This window comes from Acinetobacter sp. YH12251 (genome assembly GCF_013417465.1).
Classification (GTDB): domain Bacteria; phylum Pseudomonadota; class Gammaproteobacteria; order Pseudomonadales; family Moraxellaceae; genus Acinetobacter; species Acinetobacter amyesii.
The window spans coordinates 74,904-94,009 of record NZ_VPDZ01000004.1 but is presented as its reverse complement, the minus strand read 5'-3'; the positions used below and the strand labels follow the sequence as shown (position 1 = coordinate 94,009).

The window sequence follows — 19,106 nt, the reverse complement described above, 5'->3', positions numbered from 1 at the left end:
AAGAGTTGCTACTCTAAAAATGAACTGTATAAGTTAAAAAATAAGCAATGCTAGAGTAATTATTCTAGAAGGTGTTATTTATGTTTATGATTTATAAATAAAAAAATAGAGTATTTAACTTAATGTTTATCTTTGAACTTAAAAAATTCAAATGCTCAATCTATGAACATTTGAATTAAATTATTTTTACAATAGTAGATTGGATATATTTCCAATCTACTAATACCGAGAATTAGAAGCGGTAACCGATTTTTAAACCGTATGCCCAAGCATCGTTATCCTCAAATTCACCAACAATACGGCTATCTTCACCAAATTGAGCAGCTGTTTGAGATTTTGCATCACCGAGCATGAAGTATTTCACGCCACCAGCAATGAAGTAATTCGGTGCTGGACTAAATTGTAAACCTAAGCCGACATTCCAGTAACCTTCAGTAGGGCCAAGTGTTGATACAGGGTTACCAGCGCCTGAGTCCCAACCTACGGATACGTTACCAGCCCATTGTTCACTAAGTTTGCGACCAACACCAACTGTTGCAGAAATTTGGTCTTCAGAATATTCAACTAAGTTAAAGCCGTTCGGACGGTTAACTGCTGGTAATTGTCCAACTGCTTCAGACATTAAACCAAATTGGTATGGACGAATTGCGAAATTTGACCATTCAACCCAACGCACGTTTGCAAATGCAACGGTGTCAGCCATGATACCAGATTGGAAATCAAGGTTTACAGACTGAGGTGTAGTAATCGTCGAAGTGCCCTTAGCTCCAACTACATCTGCAGGGTTTTGACCAAGTAGCGTTAACGCGCCAGCAGTTGGAATTGTTTCGCGAATTGTCGTTTCATGGTCAATTTCAGAACGATATGTTAAAGAAGCTTTAAGTGCAATTTCTGGAATTTGGTAAGCAACACCTGCCAACCAACCAAGATCACCAGTTTCTTTAATGTTTGAGTCATAGCCATTAAAAATGCTATAGCCTTGACCACGTAGGCTTACGCTACCTTTAACTGTTTGATAAACAGGACCAGCATAGATGTTCCAATTTGGCGTAGGTTGGAAGCCAAAAACAAAAGCTAAGTTCTGAGTGTCTACAGAAACTTTTGTATTTCCTTGGCCTAGAGCAACACCTGCATTATCTAAACGTTGTTGTAATTGCTGTTGACCTTGAATAAATGCCCCAGCTTCAACTTGTGGACGTACTGCAGCAGCAGCTGTATCAACATTACCACCTGCTTGAGTGATAATACCTGTCACTGTTGCTTGTAAAGTAGCATTATAAGCTGGGTTAGTTGGAGACATACCTTGTTGTGCAAGCAAGCCTTGCGCTGCTAAACCTACAATTTGTGTACTTGTAAGTTGATTTAAAGTTTGAGTAACTTCATTTCGAACCATGCTGTCTAATAGTGGTTGAGGTAATACCGTGTCAGAAGCTTGTGAAACAAAAGCATTGTTACCTTTATATTCAGCAGCGGCACCAAATGGTTGGTCATATAGAAGACCGAATGAAAACTTATCAGTTAATTGTAGTTTTAATGCGGCTGAAGGGAAGTAATAATCATCAGCCATGTCTTCAATATTACGACGTGTAGCTGTTTCACCAGCTTCTTTACCAGATACTGTCGGGTCTAGAACTGAAATACCTGCTTCAAAATAATTTCCTGGTTGTAAGAATGCAGACATAGATTGGCCTGAACGGTCCATTGCTGCTGCAAAAGCACCTGTCATTGGAACTGAAGCAAGAATCATGGCTGTAGCTAAAGTTTTTAATTTCATTCTTCGTCATTCCTTGAGATACGAATTTGATTTTTATGGTTACTGCATATATTCGTTATGGAAAACTTTTTAATACTCTTGGGCTTAATTGTTACTCCATGTGACAAAAATAGCACAATTAAAATAAGAGTAAATGCTCTAGATTAAAAAATATGATTGAAAAACGAACTATTTAGAGTAAATGTACTAATTAATACATATAACATTTTGATTATTATTTAATATTTTTAGTTACTGCATTATTTTCTAAACCTAAAAATAATTGAAAATATTTTGATATGGGCAGTCATAAATTGATTTTTTTGGCCTTATAGACCACGCCATGTGTCGTTTTTTGCATTGACAAATAGATGATTAGGGAATTTAAAAGTGCTATTCAATTCTTCTTAAAAAACAAACTCTCAAGAGTAATATCAGTAAAAACAAAGATTAAGTTAAAAAATTCAGAGATGAATTTTGAATTTGTAATTTAGATTTAAGAATTCTGAATTTAGTTTTATTGATAAATGGGAGTTGAAAAAATCAGAGAGGTGAGGTGTCTAAAAAATTGTGCGCTCTGCGGGACTCGAACCCACGTCGGTCGCTTAGGAGGCAACTGCTCTATCCGGTTAAGCTAAGAGCGCAAGACGGAGGCTAATGTACTCCTATTTTAGCTAAAAAAAAAGTTATTGCTGAAACAATAACTTTTTAAATTACTTAGTCTTTATGAACTTCATTGGGGTCAATGTCGCTCAAATCTTTAGGATTAAGATAGTTAAACATTAATAACATGACTGTAATCCAAACAGGGATCATTAGAACTGATTCCATAAAGCCCTGAGTCCACATAATAAATAGAACTAAAGCAATAAAGATCAGAACGATGTAGTTGCTGACTGGTGCCCAAAGTGCGGGATATGACGTTGTAAAATTCAAAATACGTTTTGCACGACGGAACTGTAAGTGAGTCATGGTAATCATCGCCCAGTTCAGGACAAGCGCACCAACAACTACATACATTAAGTGACCAAGTGCATCTTCGGGTACGAAGTAGTTTAAGAGTACACAACCGAAAATCAGCACTGCAGAAAGTAATACTGCTGGAATTGGCACGCCACTTTTGTTGGTTTTTGCGAAAACTTTTGGTGCATTACCTTGCTTCGCCAAGCTGTAAAGCATACGGCTATTGGCATACATACCGCTGTTATAAACAGACAGTGCTGCAGTTAGGATAATGAAGTTCAGTAAATGTGCAGCCCAATCAATACCCAGTTGGCTAAAGATCATCACAAATGGACTTTTGTCTAGACCACCTAGTTCAAGCTGATTCCATGGCACAAGTGACAATAGAATAGTCAAAGAACCCACATAGAAAATCAAAATACGAAATACAACTTGGTTAATTGCTTTTGGAATAGTTTCTTTTGGATTTTCAGCTTCCGCTGCCGCCATACCAATCAGTTCAATACCACCGAAGGCGAACATCAAGAATGCCAGCATGAAGAATAAGCCTTCAAAACCATTTGGGAAAAAGCCGCCCTGACTCCATAAGTTGGTAAATGATGCTGTTGAGTTAGCATCTGCAGTCAGTAGCAAATACAAACCGAATACGATCATCGAAATAACTGCAGTGACTTTAATAATCGACAGCCAAAACTCAGATTCACCATAAAACTTCACATTACCTAAGTTTACTAAGGTAATAATCACGAAGAAGAACAATACAGATGCCCACGCTGGAATATGAGGCCACCAATAGTTAATATATTTCGCAACAGCAGTGAGTTCTGTCATTGCCACTAAAATATAGAGAATCCAGTAGTTCCAACCTGTTAAGAAACCTGGAAATTTCCCCCAATATTTATATGCAAAATGGCTAAATGAACCCGCTACAGGTTCATGGACGATCATTTCACCTAACTGACGCATAATTAGAAAGGCGATCAGACCGCCAATGGCGTAGCCGAGAATAATGGATGGTCCAGCAGATTGAATCACATGCGCTGAGCCCAAGAATAAGCCTGTACCAATTGCACCACCCATGGCAATCAATTGAATATGACGATTCTTTAAGCCACGCTTGAGTTCGGAGGAATTGGTAGTCAAGTTACTCTTCCCGAGAATGGTTTAATTTTGGTAATTGTAATGTATAGAGAATGAATAGCCTAGTAGCTCAAAATTTATGAAAAATATTTATATATTTAATAACCTATTTTTTGTTTTAAATGCTGAATTAAAAATTTATGAATCAATAGATTAATTTTATTTTAATTGAAATTCTTATACTTGGCTTTATATGGAAAAGGTATCGAATGTTGTTTTTTTATACTTAAGTCATGTGATTGTTAAAACTTCAATTAAACATTGTATGATGCAAAAGCGCAGAAAAGAACGCTCTGCCAAAACACAATGATAAAGATTAAGGATTCAATAAAAATGAGTTTTGCTCCCCAAATTAAGATTCCAGCGACTTATATGCGTGGTGGTACTAGTAAAGGTGTATTTTTCAAGCTAGATGATTTGCCGCTTGCAGCACAACAAGCTGGAAAAGTTCGCGACCAACTTTTATTACGTGTGATTGGCAGTCCAGATCCTTATGGTAAACAAATTGATGGGATGGGTGGAGCGACATCAAGTACCAGTAAAACCGTGATTTTGGCAAAAAGTTCACAGCCTGAGCATGATGTAGACTATCTATTTGGACAAGTGTCGATTGATAAAGCATTTGTCGACTGGAGTGGTAACTGCGGAAACCTAACAGCAGCAGTTGGTGCATTTGCCATTTCAAATGGTTTGGTTGAGGCATCACGTATTCCTGAAAATGGTTTATGTACGGTTCGTATTTGGCAAGCCAATATTCAAAAAACCATTATTGCGCATGTACCTATTACTGATGGTGCAGTACAAGAAACTGGTGATTTTGAACTAGATGGTGTGACCTTCCCAGCAGCCGAAGTTCAAATTGAATTTTTAGACCCCGCAGATGATGGTGAAGATGGCGGCGCTATGTTTCCTACAGGGAATTTGGTCGATACCTTAATTGTACCCGATGAAGGCAGTTTCCCTGCAACATTCATTAATGCAGGTATTCCAACCATTTTCTTAAATGCAGAAGATATTGGTTATGTCGGAACTGAACTGCAAGATGCGATCAACGGCGATGCTAAGGCATTGGCCCGTTTTGAAAAAATCCGTGCTTATGGTGCGCAGCAAATGGGTTTGATTTCAGATATTGCTGAAGCAGAACAGCGTCAACATACCCCAAAGATTGCATTTGTTTCAAAGCCAAAAGCCTATACATCTTCGAGTTCTAAACATATTTCAGAACAAGATACGGACTTATTGGTTCGTGCCTTATCAATGGGGAAACTGCATCATGCCATGATGGGCACAGCGGCAGTTGCCATTGGTACAGCTGCGGCGATACCGGGGACGCTTGTGAACTTAGCCGCGGGTGGTGGGGAGCGAGAAGCTGTGCGTTTTGGACATCCATCTGGGACGCTACGTGTAGGTGCGCAAGCAATTTATGAAAATGGTCAGTGGGTCGTTAAAAAAGCCGTGATGAGCCGAAGTGCGCGTGTCTTAATGGAAGGCTGGGTGCGTATTCCTGCGGATAGTTTAGATTAAGTATTTAACATCTCATTTGAAATCAGCCTCTGCTTTGCAGGGGCTTTTTTTTGCCTTTATCTTTTATATGAATAAGCAAATCATGAATTGGTATATATCTTTATATAATATGAACTGCATTTAATATTAGAAAGTTTCTGTGATTTATGTCAGATTAATTTTGTTAGCATTTTGCGTAGCTTTACCCTGAAAAAAGTAGCGAAACCATGCTTAAAAAAGACTTAATAAAATCGGACCTACCTACTGAACAATTGGCTGTATTAGAAGCGTTGCCAATGCCTGCTGCGCTATTTTCTGCGACAGCTGAGCTGATATGCGCCAATCAAATATTTAAACATCGATTTCAGTCAGACTTACAAGAGATCGTATTAAATCACGTGTCTGTGATGCAGCAAAAGACCAAAGCCACAAGTTCTGAGTTTGATTTACGCTGTTTAGAGAACGATAGCATTGAACCATTTATGTATAGTGAAAATGAACGGCATTATTGGTTCACGCTCAAACCAAAGTTTCAACAAAGTGGCGATTTGGAACATGTGCTGTTGTGCTGTGCGGATATTACAAATTTAAAGCAATTCGAATTATCTCTGTTGAAACATAACCAACAACTCGAACAACAAGTTTATTTTGATTATCTGACAGGGATAAAAAATCGACGAGGTTTTGATTTAGATCTTTCTCAGTGGCAAAAAAGCTTCGCGGTTGAAAAAGCCGATGAAATTTGTTTGATGATGCTCGACTTAGACAATTTTAAGCAAATCAATGATATCTACGGTCATGCATTTGGCGATGAAGTTTTAAGAAAAAGTGCGCAGCTTTTAAGGATGCAAATTAGTCAACATGCAGATGCACAAATATATCGCATGGGTGGGGAAGAGTTTGCAATGATTTTGCCACGCACGGCTATATCGACTGCATGTTCGATTGCTCAACAATGTTGTGAGCAAATCTATGCTTCTTCGATGAATTATGCGGATAAGGCTTTACAACTGAGTATCTCATGCGGAGTGGCCTTGTGGGATGGTACAGAGTCATTTTTTGAAACATTGGCACGTGCCGATCAGGCTTTGTATCAAGCCAAGAAAGGTTCGAAAAATTGTACCTGTTTTAATGATGGACAAAATGTGGCGCTATTTGAGGAAACGACATTTAAAAAACCATCAGACTGTGGGAAAAACACATAGATTTAGGCCGTAACATAGAGAAAGATTTGAGAAAGCAGTATGATGCAACAGGTCAAAATTGACAGAAAACATTGGCAGTCAATTTGCTAATGAACGAAGCAGTTAAATATTTAAAGTATTTGAGGTGAATGTGTCTTCTTTAACAGACGTTTCCACACATGCCCTGACAGAAGCGCAGCAGCGTATTCAGCAGGATTTACTGACAGCGCTAGATGCATTTTCAATTCCAGAACCCTTAAAAGGGGCGGTGTATCATGCTGTGATGTTGGGTGGAAAACGCGTTCGACCGGCACTTTGTTATGCAACAGCAGCGTTAAAACCCAATACAAATTTTGCAGCCGTACGCCGTGCTGCAGTGGCGATCGAATTTATTCATTGCTATTCATTGGCACACGATGATTTGCCGTGTATGGACAACGATTTACTCCGTCGTGGTCAACCAACCTGTCATGTGGCTTTTGGTGAAGATACGGCTTTACTTGCTGGCGATATTTTACAATCGATGGCTTTTGAAGTTTTAGGCAGCCGTCTCTTTGATCAAGGCCCAGCCGTTGAAGCGCCGATCATCTTAAAGCAAATGCAAATTTTAGCGACAGCAACTTCAAAAATGGTCAATGGACAAGTTCTAGACTTACAATCGGAAGGCAAGCATGTCAGTCAAGATGAACTAGAAAATATTCATCGAAATAAAACTGGTGCTTTAATTTCTGCTGCAATCATGATGGCGGCAGTGACGATATTTAATGGTACAGACCAAGCTATTCCTAAACTCCGCGAATTTGGTCTAGCGATTGGTTTAGCCTTTCAGGTGCAAGATGATATTTTAGATATTATTGCTGACACTGAAGCATTGGGTAAAACAGCAGGTAAAGATCAACAAGTGGATAAATCGACATATCCTGCGTTAATGGGTCTCGAGCAAGCGCAAGCTTATGCAGAAGAATTACATGCTCAAGCGCTTCAAGCTTTGGATTATTTTGCAGAAGATGCGGCAGAATTACAAAAGATCACCCAGTTTTTATTAAAACGTCAAAGTTAATATAACGCAGTAAAAGACCTCAGCCCACACATGTAACATGTTGTGGGCTTTTTTATATTTTGTATATTTGGAACAGAAGTCAATAAACCTCTAAGTAATATCTAAATGGATGACATGATAAAAAACAAAAAAGGACGCTAGGCGTCCTTTTTTGCAGATATTAAAACTTAGAAATTAAATTTAAGTGCTATTGGTCTTAAATACTTTCTTTATAGATACGATCTGCTTCTTCAAATTTTTCAGTGACTTCAGCAGATGGTGCTTTGCCCATTAAGCTCACAATGATAATTGCAAGTAGTGAGCAGATGAAGCCCGGAATAATTTCATAAACGCCTGTATCACCCCAGAGGTTTTTCCATAGAATAACCATAACAGCACCAACCACCATACCTGCTAAAGCACCATTGAGTGTCATGCGTTTCCAGAACAATGACATGATAATCAGTGGGCCAAATGCAGCACCGAAGCCTGCCCATGCATATGCGACGAGACCAAGGACTTTAGAGTCAGGATTAGCCGCCATATAGATCGCAAGCAACGCAATCATTAATACCATGATACGGCCGACCCAAACTAATTCTTTTTGTGAAGCATTTTTACGTAAGAATGATTTATAGAAGTCTTCAGTTAAGGTACTTGAACAGACTAAAAGCTGACAGCTTAAGGTACTCATGATCGCAGCTAAAATCGCAGCCAATACGATACCTGCAACCCATGGGTTAAATAGAATTTTAGTCAATTCCATAAAGACCGTTTCAGGGTTTGCTGTAACGACACCTGCCAGTTCTGGATGCTGTTGGAAATAAGCAATACCGAAGAAGCCTGCTGCAACTGCGCCACCGAGGCAGAGCGTCATCCATGTCATACCAATACGACGTGCATTGGGAATCGATTTAACAGAATCTGCTGCCATGAAGCGGACTAAGATATGCGGTTGACCAAAATAGCCTAAGCCCCATGCCAATAAGGACATGATTGCGACAAAACTTAAGTCAGCAAATACATCCATGGCTTGAGGGCGTGCCGCTTCCAGTGCCAGAGTGAACTGGGTTAAATTCGAGAACGACAACATGACCACGATAGGGGTAAGTAGCAAGGCAAAAATCATAAAGCCCGCTTGAATGGTATCGGTCCAACTGACAGCAAGGAAGCCACCAATAAACACATAGCTCACCGTTGCAATGGCACTGATCCAAAGCGCAGTGCTATACGACATACCAAACATACTTTCAAATAATCGAGCGCCTGCAACCATGCCTGAAGCACAGTAAATTGCGAAGAAAATCAAAATAATCACAGCTGACACGATACGTAAGATTTTCTTTTGATCGTTAAAACGATTTGAGAAATAGTCAGGTAGGGTCAAAGCATTATTTTGAACTTCGGTATGTACACGAAGACGACCTGCCACAAGTAACCAGTTGAGCCAAGCACCAATGATCAGACCAATTGCAATCCACATTTCAGATAAACCTGAAAGGTAAATCGCCCCCGGAAGACCCATGAGCAACCAACCACTCATATCTGATGCACCTGCAGAAAGGGCAGTGACAAAGCTCCCTAATCGGCGGCCACCTAAAATGTAGTCAGAAAAGTTACTGGTCGCACGGTATGCAAGTAAACCGATCACGACCATGGCGACAATATAAAAGAGAAAGGTAATTAGGGTGGGATTCAGGGAGCTCATACGGTATCCGCTTTGGCGTTGGACAATTGCGTTTAATTAGGGGACTCAATGGGATTTGCCTAAGCCAGGTAGGTGAAATCGAACGATAAGCCCTAAAACGTCAAAAAAATAACGTGAAATTTAAACATAAATTGACAAACTTTGCCTTCTTTTTTGTTTTGGGCATAAAAATGGGCCGTATATCACGACCCATTTTAATTAATGCGAAGATTTAGTTATTACGTCCCATCACACCACGAATCGTATTCAGTACATCCGCAGGTAAAACCACAGTTTTGGCATTATTAGATTTAGCCATATCTTGCATGGCTTTGACGTATTGTTCACCCAGTAAGTACGCAACTGGAATTTCTTTATCACCGACAGCTGAACTCACCATTTCAATTGCACGCTGAGAAGATTCTGCCAGTACCACTTGAGCTTCTGCATCCCTACGAGAGGCTTCTAAACGACCATCTGCTTCCAAAATAGCCGCTTGTTTTTCACCGTCTGCCTTGGTGACTGTCGCACGACGTTGACGTTCAGCGGCCGCTTGCTCTTCCATCGCAGCTTGCATGGTATGAGAAGGTTTAATATCTTGAATTTCTACAGTTTTAAGTGTAATACCCCAGTCAGAGATATCATCAGAAATAGCAGCTTTGAGTTTAGCCTTAATATGATCACGCGATGACAGTGCATCATCGAGGTCCATTTCACCAACAATAGACCGCAAAGAGGTTTGAACTAAGTTTTGAATCGCCCATGTGTAGTTTTCAATACCATAAACTGCTTTTTCAGGCGTGGTTAAGTTGATATAAGCCACAGCATTCATCAGCAGTACCGCATTGTCACGTGTGATCACTTCCTGAGAGGGAATATCTAACACGATATCTTTGGTTGTGACTTTATAAGCCACTTCATCGACATACGGAATCACAAAGTTCAGCCCCGGATTGAGCGTGGTATGGTATTTACCTAAACGCTGAACAATCCATTTATAACCTTGGGGAACAATACGGACACCTTTAAAAATGGTGACGGCTACAAAAACTAAGAGCGCTAAAAAAACAATAGAAACACCAGACATGTCATTTCTCACTTATTTATGGATTGTCAGTGGGGTGGTTGCTGCTGTGCAGTTGGACGACTAAATCATTGCCTAAAATATCGGTCACGCGAACACGATCACCGACTTGAAGTGCATCTTGAGTACGGCAATGCCATTCGTCTGAACCTAAAACAGGCATCGGGAAGCGAACTTTAACGCTGCCATGATTGAGCTGGGTTTGAATCACCATACCCACTTGGCCAATCGTCGCTTCACGGGACAGACCTGCTTTGGTTTTATCAATGGATAAAGGCTTAATAAATTTGAACCACAAAAATGTGCAAAGCACGGCAAAAATAATCCAAACCACAATTTGGACATTAAAGTCCATGGATGGAAAGATCCAATATAAGATCCCAACCAAAATTGCAGAAACGCCAAACCATAGCGCAGCAAAAGACGGCAAAATCAGTTCAAAAAGCATCAAAGCGACGCCCAATACAAACCAGTGCCAAGGTTCTAAAATAAATTCCATACATCTACTCTTATATAAGGGTGAATTGATATAGATGAACCAGTATCTATATCAATGTAGCAGATGTATAACTCAATGAATATAAAAAAAATCGTTGAATTATATTTTCGCTTTTGGTGCTGGTTTAAAGGCCGCAGGGGACTGTTTAAAGTTGTCGATCGCCTTAATAATGCTATTCACTTTGAGCTGTGCGGCTTTTTCACCTTCTAAAATCGTCGCATTGCTCGACTTCAAATCGAGTGTGCCGATATGTCCCACTTTAGGTTGAATCACGAAATTGGCATTTTTCAGTTCTTCATTAATACTTTGTTGTCCCATGATGTTAATGGTTTGATCGAGTAAACCAAACATGCTTACGGCTTTGCTACCATCAGGACGCGCAGAGATATCAACTGCAATCACGATATCTGCACCCATATCACGTGCGGTTTTCACTGGAATTGGGCTGACTAAGCCACCATCGACATATTTCACCCCTGCAATGGTTGCAGGTACAAATACATTTGGAATGCTGCACGATGCACGTACCGCTTGGCCTGCATTACCACGGTTAAATTCAGTTTTACTGCCATTATCCAAACGGGTGGCTACAGCAGCAAAGCGCTTTGGAAATTGTTCAATTGATTTATTGCCGACGTTTTTATTAACAAAGTCTTGCAGTTTTTGCCCTTGAATAATGCCTTGGCTATTTAAGGTTAAATCACGAATATCGGACTCTTTAAAGTTCAAGGCCAATTGCTGCATTTGATATGGTGTTTTACCGCTGGCATATAAGCTACCGACAAAACTACCCGCACTGGTCCCAGTCACAATTTTAGGTTTAATACCATGTGATTCGAGTACTTTAAGCACGCCAATATGAGCAAAACCTTTGGCACCGCCACCACCGAGCGCAATCGCGATCACCGGTTCACGTGCTTTGGCTGGTGTAGGTGTCGTGGTCGCAGGTGTTTTGGTTGCAGAATCACAGCCAGTGAGTGCCAATACAAAGAGGCTAGGAATCAGGTATTGCAAAAGTTTCATGGGTGAAATCTGATGGTTAAATATACAAAGTGCACATCACATCAAAAAAATAGCCATTTGACTAGGGCTTTTTCCAGTGCTTTTGTAACGGCAAGGCCAACCATTCGGGATTTTTCGGGGAAAATTTGCCATCATAAATCTTCAAAATTTTTTCGAGATCAGTTTCAAAATCTCCACTGGGTTCAAAAACACCCAAGCAATGAATGGTTTTCTTTGCATAATCAAAGCTAAACATCACAATAGGTATCTGTGCTTCATAGGCAATATAGTAAAAACCACTACGGATTTTATCGGCTTTTTTTCGTGTTCCCTCAGGTGCCATTCCAATCCAAATTTGATCTGTCGCTTGGACAATCTCAGCAATTTCACGCGTCAGTCCATGTGGATTTTCACGCTGCACAGGGATCACGCCGACCCAATCCAAAAGTGGTTTTAAGGGGGTATCAAAAAGGGTGTTTTTACCAAAAATGGTTATTTTTATCCCGATTCCAAGTAAGGCGAGAAAACCATGCCATGCATCTATATTAGAAGTATGCGGAGAAATGATCGCTACAGCTTTGGCAAGGTTGGGAAATTCGCCGTCAAATTTCCATCCTTGTGCCAAAAAAAGTTTTTTAAAAATAGCGCGGCTCAGGGGGGAGCCGCGTGATGGAACTTGATCGGGCAAAACTGGAAATAATTGAGTCTTTTGATTCATTGCATATTCTTATATAAGTGAAATCCATTTTCGACGTGATGCACATTTAAAAGTACGGCATCAGTATTGACCTTTATCTTAGGTCGATGATTTTTTTAGATCATTGGCAAAATAGCCGTATTTTGACTACTCTAAATGTAACTTCAGCGCACTCAACATTTAGGAACTTATGATCCAGCTTCGTCAGCTCTATCTTTTACTGTTTTCCTTATATTGGGCGCAAGGGTTACCTGTCGGTTTTATGACGCATGCTTTACCAGTGATTTTAAGAGCGCAAGGTGTATCTTTGGCGCATATTGGTGGCTTTGGATTACTCATGCTGCCATGGTCGATCAAAGTTTTTTGGGCACCGTGGATTGATCGGCATGGTTCAAGGTCCAAAGGGCACTATCGGAGTTGGATTATTCCAATGCAGTTGTTGTCCGTGGTGGTCTTGGTCTTCCTGTCTTTTTTGCCGATCCAAAGCTTGAATGAACCAATGTATTTGCTGCTGTTTTTTGTGGCTTTACTCAGTATGAATTTGGTCGGTGCAACTCAAGATGTTGCAACGGATGGCTTGGCTGTCAATATTTTAAAAACTGACCAACAGCACTGGGGCAATACTTTTCAGGTGATTGGTTCCAGACTCGGCTTTATCGTGGGCGGTGGTGCTGTACTTTGGGCCTTGGATTGGTTGGATTGGCAAGCCACATTTCTGTTTTTAGCGGCATTGGTGTTCATCAATACCATCCCTATTTTTCTCTATCGAGAACCTTTAAAGCCACAGCTCAACATAATTTCCTCTCAAGAGAATGATAACAACTATAAGCATACTTCAGGCTTGTTCTATGCTATTCGCCAGTATTTGGCTTATTTTACTCAAACTAAAACTCTCTCACTGTGGCTGATGATCTTGTTGAGTTTTAAGCTTGCAGATGGTCTGGCAGGTCCTTTACTTAAGCCACTGATGGTCGATTTAGGATTGAGCTTTAGTCAAATTGGTCTGTATATCACCATGTTAGGTGCGGTGGCTGCTTTAATTGGGGCGGGGCTTGCAGGTCTTAGCTTGAAGTATATTTCTCGGGCGCAGGCCTTGGTTTTCTATTCGGTATTGAAAATATTCAGTTTATTTGCCTATGCATGGCTGGCTTTGCAGTTCGAGGCAAAACGGCCCGTCCATGAATGGCTGATCTATGGGATCAATGCTGCCGAAGACATGATTTCAGCCATGCTGCTCGTGATCATGCTGACTTTGGTGATGCAATATAGTCGTAAAGCATTTGCAGCAACGGACTTTACATTTCAGGTTGCCATTATGGCGACGGTGAGTGGGGGGCTGTATAGCATCAGTGGCATAGTGGCCGATCAGTTGGGTTATAGTACTTATTTATTTTGGATCACAGGTTTGGCTGCATTGAGCTTAGTCCCGATTCTATTTTGGGGAAAAGCATCAAAAAATGACCAAAATCACTTCTAAATCATGATTTTGGTTGTTTTTTATCAGCTAAAGCACTAAAAGAGCAATGCAAATATTATTTTAATAATTTTGTAATATGTTTCGCGTGTGTAATATCTGTTACAAAATAATTTAAGGAAAATTTTTGATGAAAACTAAGTTAGCAGCGGCTATCGCATTGAGCCTTTTGGCTGGGTCAACCTTTGCAGCACCAACCTTCTACGGTGAAATTGATGCGTCTGTTGATTATTTACCTGAAGATAATAAAACAGGTTTTTCAGACAAAGATGTCGTTGAGCTTAATTCAAACAACTCATTCATTGGTCTTAAAGGCGACGAGAAGCTTACAGATCGTTTAAGCGCACTGTATCAAGCTGAATTCACTTTCTATGTCGATGATGGTGAAAATGGCTCGGATACGTTTGTACCGCGTAACTTACTCATTGGTTTGAAAGACGAAAAATTAGGTGCAATCAAATTAGGTAAGATCGATACACCTGTTAAACAGCTTTCTTCTGTCGTAGATACATTTAATAACTATGTCGATAATAAAGCAGATATCACCGGTATTCTGACGGGTGAGAACCGTATTGATAACGTTGTTGTCTATGAATCACCAGCTTTTGCATTAGGTGAAGGTAAGGTTAAAGCAACTGCATTATTGGCTTCAGGCGAGGCTTCAGGGATTTCTAAATCAAAAGGTGGCGCTAAAGTCGCTGGTCGTGGTTTAGGTGATGCATGGTCAGCTTCTGTTGTCTATGACAGTAAACCAGTTGTTGTCGGTATTGGTTATGACAAAGCGATTCCATCGAACTTTGGGGGGGTAGGGATTTTAAATGCTTCTCAGCCTGAAGTTACAGGGACTAAAGCTTTTGCTGCAGCAAATACTTTACGTGCGATTGGTCGCATAAATCTTGATGCAGGTTTAGCGTTGAAAGCTTTATATCAAACTTCAGAAGTTGAATCTGTAGCAGGTAATGAAGCTGCAGCTGCGAATATCGATGATGCTCAAGGTTGGTTAGTCGGTGCAGAATACAATCTTCCATCTGCAAAAGCGTGGACAGTCAAAGCACAATATAGTCAAAATACTACGACCTATAAAGTGGGTGATGACTTTGATGCGCAGCAATTCATTGCAGGTGCAGATTATGCATTTAGCAAACAAGTGAAAGCTTATGGTTATGCAGGTTACTTAGCACTTGAACAAGGTTCGAATGAAAGCGAACAACCTGTATTGGGTACAGGTCTAGAATTTAAATTCTAAGACCTTGATTTAAGTTGTTCAAAAGGCGATGTTTTACATCGCCTTTTTTGATTTTTCTTGCTTGGTTTTGATCAGTTTTAAGTGATTTTTAAGTTTGAATTTTTAGATTAGAGCATCAAAGATCAATAATTGATGCCAATATGCTTCAGGTCATAGCTAAAATACAGCAAAAAATTCCAAGACTTAGTTTAAGTCAATTTAACCTCGTGCTTGCCTTATGGCTTGGGGTGGTTTTGAACCTCGCGTTTTATCAGCAAATCCAGCAGCTCACACCTTATACGGGATTGAAGGCTGGACTATTCTTAGCGGCAACCGTACTGGTGGTAGTGGCACTTTATAATGTGCTGATGCAACTCCTGCAATGGCGATGGAATTTAAAACTTTTGGCAAGTGTTTTGCTGATCATTGGTGGTTTGAGTTCTTATTTCGTCAATAGTTTAGGCGTGACCATTACATCTGACCAAGTGCAGAACATGATGCAAACAGATGTAAAGGAAGTGCAGGATTTAATCTCGCCACAATTTTTTATCTGGGTCTTTGGACTGGTTGTTTTGCCAGTGCTATTGATCTGGCTTTTGCCACTGCATAAAGAAGCCCTAAGCACGGTGGTAGCCAAAAAGGGTCTACATATAGTGCTATCGCTCATCCTCATGGGTGCTTTGCTGTTTGTTTATTTTGTCGATTATGCTGCGATCTTTTGTGAGCATCGTGACTTAAAAGGCATGCTCTCACCACAAAACAGTATCGCTTCGACATTTTCCTATTATCACAAAAAAGCACCGAAACAGAATTTGCCATTGCTGAACTATGGTGAAGATGCACATATGGTTGAAAACGTAAGCGCCAAAAGCTTACCAAAATTGATGGTCTTAGTGGTTGGTGAAACTGCGCGCGCGGAAAGTTTTTCACTCAATGGCTATGCTAAAAATACCAATCCTGAACTCAGTCAGCAAAATATTATCAATTTTAGCCAAGTCAGCTCATGTGGCACCGCAACCGCTGTGTCTGTTCCTTGTATGTTCTCGGGTATGCCGAGAACCGAATATGATGAACAGCTTGCAAGTCATCGCGAAGGTTTACTCGATATTGCACAGCGTGCAGGCTATAAGGTGACGTGGCTAGATAATAATTCAGGCTGTAAGGGCACATGCACACGTGTTGAAAAATATGAATTTCCTGAAGCACTGAAGAAAAAGTGGTGTGATGCCGATGGCGAATGTCATGATGAAATCTTAGTGGATGGTTTGAAGACATATTTGGCTTCGATCCCCAAAGCAGATCCAACTCCCCGTTTAATTGTATTACACCAAATGGGCAGTCATGGCCCTGCTTATTTCAAACGAAGTACCGCAGCGTTTCAAAAATTTAAGCCAACCTGTAATAGCAATGCCATACAGGGATGTAGCTCGACAGAATTAATAAATAGTTATGACAACAGTATTGTCTATACCGACCATGTGCTGAGTGAATTGATTAACACCTTAAAAGTGACTAACAACTATCAAACAGGACTGTGGTATTTGTCCGATCATGGCGAGTCGACAGGTGAGCATGGTTTGTATTTACACGGTTCTCCATACGCAATTGCACCGTCACAGCAAACTCATGTGCCGATGTTGATGTGGTTTTCACCGGCTTGGCAAAAAAATAATTCAGCGCAATATACTTGTTTAATGGCACAAAAAAGCCAAAAATTAAGTCAGGATAATCTATTTCCATCTCTATTGAGTTTGCTCGATGTGCAGACTCAAGTGATTGATGAAAAAAACAATATGTTGCAACAATGTACTTCAGTACAGCGTAGGACTTAAGCCATGCACAAAATACTTATTATTGAAGATGATTTCATGATTGCCGAATCGACCAAAACTTTGTTGAACTATCAACAGTTTGAAGTCGAGTGGGTGAATAATGGCATCGATGGCTTAAAGCTCATAATGCAAGGGGGAATTGATATCGTCTTGCTGGATCTAGGTTTGCCGATGATGGATGGTATGCAAGTCCTGAAACAAATTCGTCAAATCCAGCCTAAATTGCCGGTATTAATTATCTCGGCACGTGATCAATTACAAAATCGTGTAGATGGTTTAAACCATGGGGCAGATGACTATCTGATCAAGCCTTATGAGTTTGATGAATTACTTGCACGGATTCATGCACTCCTTCGACGCACAGGGCTGAGTTCAGTCGAAGCACCGCAGAAAATTTTAAAACATGGTGAATTGATTTTAGATATCGAACAGCATCTTGCACGCTATAAGGGGCAATATGTCGATTTATCTAACCGTGAATGGGCCATATTGATTCCACTAGTGACACATCCGAATAAGATTTTTTCGAAAGCCAATTTAGAAGATAAGCTTTATGATTTTGATAGTGATATCAGCAGTAATACTATTGAAGTGTATGTGCATCATCTCAGAACAAAATTAGACAAAGATTTTATTCGCACCATTCGTGGTTTAGGTTATCGACTCGGTTAAGGCAAAGGAATTATCGACCATGCAGCAGCCTTATTCTCTGAAAAAGAGACTAATTATTTATGTGTCTGTTTTCAGTATGCTTTTGGGCTGTCTTTTGGTGTTTTCAGCATATCGAATTGCGCTTGAAGAAATTAACGAAATTTTAGATGCGCAAATGCAAAATTTGGCGGAACGTGTTGCAGAGCATGATCCGCAGCCCATTCGCAGCGAATTTGATCAACATAAGCATTATCATGAAGAAGATTTATTTGTTGATGTGTGGACCTATCAATCCAATGCGCATCAAACCCATCAATTAAAATTATTGGTCGCGCCTCAGCCCAAAGCTGGTTTTTATACCCACAGTACCCAACAGGATGAGTGGCATACCTATATTTTGCCACTTGCAGATCGGCAAATTCAGGTCAGTCAGCAAGAATCGGTACGACAGCATCTTGCAGCAGAATTGGCCAGTAGCATGTTTATTCCCTATTTGGTTTTTATACCTTTTGCATTAATCGCTTTGGGATGGTTGATTCAACGCAGTTTAAACCCACTGGAAAAATTTAAAAAAGAACTGGCAAAACGGGATGCCCTTGAACTTTCTCCAATCTCTCAAATGCCGTATCCAGAGGAAATTGCACCAACCATTATTGAAATGAACCAGTTGTTTGAACGAATTTCGTTGTCGCAGCAGGAACAGCGCCAGTTTATTGCTGACGCAGCGCATGAGTTACGGACCCCGATTACCGCACTGAATTTGCAAATGCAGATTTTGCTACAAAAATTTCCACAAGATGACGCTCTACAAAATTTGAGTAAAGGTTTAATTCGTATTCAGCATTTGGTCAGTCAATTATTGAGTTTGGCAAAACAAGACGCCTCGGTCTTTGAACTTGAGCGCAAACAACATTTTGATCTTAAGCAAGTCGCAACCAATTGCGTGGAGCAACTGGTGCATTTGGCCATGCAAAAAGATATTGACCTTGGCATGGAGCAACAACAAAGCATTGCCTTATATAGTATTGAGCCAACGGTACATTCAATCATTTTTAATTTGATTGATAATGCCATTAAATATACCCCTGCACAGGGCATGATTAATGTCTCCGTCTTTGAACATGCGGGACAGGCGGTTGTACAGGTTGAAGATAGTGGGCCTGGCATCGACCCAGCTTTATATGAGCAAATTCGAAAACGCTTTTATCGAATTTATAATCATGAAGAAATTGGAAGTGGTTTAGGCTTGGCGATCGTGGATAAGGCCGCTGCGCATATTGGTGCACGTTTAGATTTTGCGAAAAGTGAAACGCTAGGTGGGTTGAAAGTAACGATTCAGATTCCGCTAAGACCTTTAAACTCCTAATTATTTT

At 40.3% G+C, this 19,106-nt stretch carries 15 protein-coding genes and 1 tRNA gene; 8 read left to right on the top strand and 8 right to left on the bottom strand.

Annotation, left to right across the window (positions count from 1 at the left end):
- Nucleotides 1-232: 232 nt before the first annotated feature.
- The 3 genes from FTV27_RS05040 to FTV27_RS05030 form a co-directional block, all read right to left on the bottom strand.
- Nucleotides 233-1,774 (bottom strand): outer membrane protein transport protein, encoded by a 1,542-nt coding sequence (locus FTV27_RS05040; protein ID WP_180077302.1) that lies wholly within the window; start codon nt 1,772-1,774, stop codon nt 233-235.
- 550 nt (nt 1,775-2,324) lie between these two features.
- Nucleotides 2,325-2,397 (bottom strand) — tRNA-Arg (locus FTV27_RS05035).
- Nucleotides 2,398-2,470: 73 nt separating this feature from the next.
- Nucleotides 2,471-3,859: an amino acid permease gene (locus tag FTV27_RS05030; RefSeq protein WP_078189974.1), complete on the bottom strand. Its 1,389-nt coding sequence runs from the start codon at nt 3,857-3,859 to the stop codon at nt 2,471-2,473.
- A 330-nt stretch (nt 3,860-4,189) separates the two neighbouring features.
- On the opposite strand from FTV27_RS05030, the gene prpF reads away from it, so the two are divergent.
- The 3 genes from prpF (at nt 4,190) to FTV27_RS05015 (ending at nt 7,603) form a co-directional block, all read left to right on the top strand.
- A complete protein-coding gene (gene prpF / locus FTV27_RS05025) occupies nt 4,190-5,380 on the top strand; it encodes a 2-methylaconitate cis-trans isomerase PrpF (protein ID WP_180077300.1) in 1,191 nt (396 codons plus the stop codon).
- A gap of 206 nt (nt 5,381-5,586) precedes the next feature.
- On the top strand, nt 5,587-6,564 hold the full coding sequence (locus tag FTV27_RS05020) for a GGDEF domain-containing protein (protein WP_180077298.1): 978 nt from the start codon (nt 5,587-5,589) through the stop codon (nt 6,562-6,564).
- 130 nt (nt 6,565-6,694) lie between these two features.
- Nucleotides 6,695-7,603 (top strand): polyprenyl synthetase family protein, encoded by a 909-nt coding sequence (locus FTV27_RS05015; protein WP_180077296.1) that lies wholly within the window; start codon nt 6,695-6,697, stop codon nt 7,601-7,603.
- Between the two features lie 196 nt (nt 7,604-7,799).
- Here FTV27_RS05015 and putP read toward each other — a convergent pair whose 3' ends face one another.
- The 5 genes from putP to FTV27_RS04990 form a co-directional block, all read right to left on the bottom strand.
- Nucleotides 7,800-9,290, bottom strand: coding sequence for a sodium/proline symporter PutP (putP, locus tag FTV27_RS05010; RefSeq protein ID WP_180077294.1), 1,491 nt, complete (start codon nt 9,288-9,290; stop codon nt 7,800-7,802).
- Between the two features lie 211 nt (nt 9,291-9,501).
- Entirely contained in the window at nt 9,502-10,356 is an 855-nt protein-coding gene (locus tag FTV27_RS05005) for an SPFH domain-containing protein (protein ID WP_078189969.1), read from the bottom strand.
- Between the two features lie 16 nt (nt 10,357-10,372).
- Nucleotides 10,373-10,852, bottom strand: coding sequence for an NfeD family protein (locus tag FTV27_RS05000; RefSeq protein WP_078189968.1), 480 nt, complete (start codon nt 10,850-10,852; stop codon nt 10,373-10,375).
- A gap of 99 nt (nt 10,853-10,951) precedes the next feature.
- The gene (locus FTV27_RS04995; RefSeq protein ID WP_180024072.1) at nt 10,952-11,875 is read right to left on the bottom strand and encodes a patatin-like phospholipase family protein; all 924 of its coding nucleotides are present in this window, start codon (nt 11,873-11,875) and stop codon (nt 10,952-10,954) included.
- Nucleotides 11,876-11,936: 61 nt separating this feature from the next.
- Nucleotides 11,937-12,572, bottom strand: coding sequence for a 1-acyl-sn-glycerol-3-phosphate acyltransferase (locus FTV27_RS04990; RefSeq protein ID WP_180077292.1), 636 nt, complete (start codon nt 12,570-12,572; stop codon nt 11,937-11,939).
- A 169-nt stretch (nt 12,573-12,741) separates the two neighbouring features.
- Here FTV27_RS04990 and FTV27_RS04985 point away from each other — a divergent pair, with 169 nt between their 5' ends.
- The 5 genes from FTV27_RS04985 to FTV27_RS04965 all read left to right on the top strand — a co-directional run bounded on the left by FTV27_RS04985 (nt 12,742) and on the right by FTV27_RS04965 (nt 19,099).
- A complete protein-coding gene (locus tag FTV27_RS04985) occupies nt 12,742-14,028 on the top strand; it encodes an MFS transporter (protein WP_180077290.1) in 1,287 nt (428 codons plus the stop codon).
- A 127-nt stretch (nt 14,029-14,155) separates the two neighbouring features.
- Nucleotides 14,156-15,271: a porin gene (locus FTV27_RS04980; protein ID WP_180077288.1), complete on the top strand. Its 1,116-nt coding sequence runs from the start codon at nt 14,156-14,158 to the stop codon at nt 15,269-15,271.
- Nucleotides 15,272-15,411: 140 nt separating this feature from the next.
- The gene (locus tag FTV27_RS04975) at nt 15,412-17,082 is read left to right on the top strand and encodes a phosphoethanolamine transferase (RefSeq protein ID WP_180077286.1); all 1,671 of its coding nucleotides are present in this window, start codon (nt 15,412-15,414) and stop codon (nt 17,080-17,082) included.
- Between the two features lie 3 nt (nt 17,083-17,085).
- Nucleotides 17,086-17,754, top strand: coding sequence for a response regulator transcription factor (locus tag FTV27_RS04970; protein WP_180077284.1), 669 nt, complete (start codon nt 17,086-17,088; stop codon nt 17,752-17,754).
- A 19-nt stretch (nt 17,755-17,773) separates the two neighbouring features.
- Complete coding sequence (locus tag FTV27_RS04965; protein WP_180077283.1) at nt 17,774-19,099, top strand: ATP-binding protein; 1,326 nt, start codon at nt 17,774-17,776, stop codon at nt 19,097-19,099.
- Nucleotides 19,100-19,106 lie beyond the last annotated feature (7 nt).

Excerpts from the sequence above, each read along its gene's own strand:
- FTV27_RS05040 (WP_180077302.1), bottom strand. The coding sequence starts at position 1,774 with ATGAAATTAAAAACTTTAGCTACAGCCATGATTCTTGCTTCAGTTCCA.
- prpF (WP_180077300.1), top strand. The coding sequence starts at position 4,190 with ATGAGTTTTGCTCCCCAAATTAAGATTCCAGCGACTTATATGCGTGGT.
- FTV27_RS05020 (WP_180077298.1), top strand. The coding sequence starts at position 5,587 with ATGCTTAAAAAAGACTTAATAAAATCGGACCTACCTACTGAACAATTG.
- putP (WP_180077294.1), bottom strand. The coding sequence starts at position 9,290 with ATGAGCTCCCTGAATCCCACCCTAATTACCTTTCTCTTTTATATTGTC.
- FTV27_RS05005 (WP_078189969.1), bottom strand. The coding sequence starts at position 10,356 with ATGTCTGGTGTTTCTATTGTTTTTTTAGCGCTCTTAGTTTTTGTAGCC.
- FTV27_RS05000 (WP_078189968.1), bottom strand. The coding sequence starts at position 10,852 with ATGGAATTTATTTTAGAACCTTGGCACTGGTTTGTATTGGGCGTCGCT.
- FTV27_RS04995 (WP_180024072.1), bottom strand. The coding sequence starts at position 11,875 with ATGAAACTTTTGCAATACCTGATTCCTAGCCTCTTTGTATTGGCACTC.
- FTV27_RS04990 (WP_180077292.1), bottom strand. The coding sequence starts at position 12,572 with ATGAATCAAAAGACTCAATTATTTCCAGTTTTGCCCGATCAAGTTCCA.
- FTV27_RS04985 (WP_180077290.1), top strand. The coding sequence starts at position 12,742 with ATGATCCAGCTTCGTCAGCTCTATCTTTTACTGTTTTCCTTATATTGG.
- FTV27_RS04980 (WP_180077288.1), top strand. The coding sequence starts at position 14,156 with ATGAAAACTAAGTTAGCAGCGGCTATCGCATTGAGCCTTTTGGCTGGG.
- FTV27_RS04975 (WP_180077286.1), top strand. The coding sequence starts at position 15,412 with ATGCTTCAGGTCATAGCTAAAATACAGCAAAAAATTCCAAGACTTAGT.
- FTV27_RS04970 (WP_180077284.1), top strand. The coding sequence starts at position 17,086 with ATGCACAAAATACTTATTATTGAAGATGATTTCATGATTGCCGAATCG.
- FTV27_RS04965 (WP_180077283.1), top strand. The coding sequence starts at position 17,774 with ATGCAGCAGCCTTATTCTCTGAAAAAGAGACTAATTATTTATGTGTCT.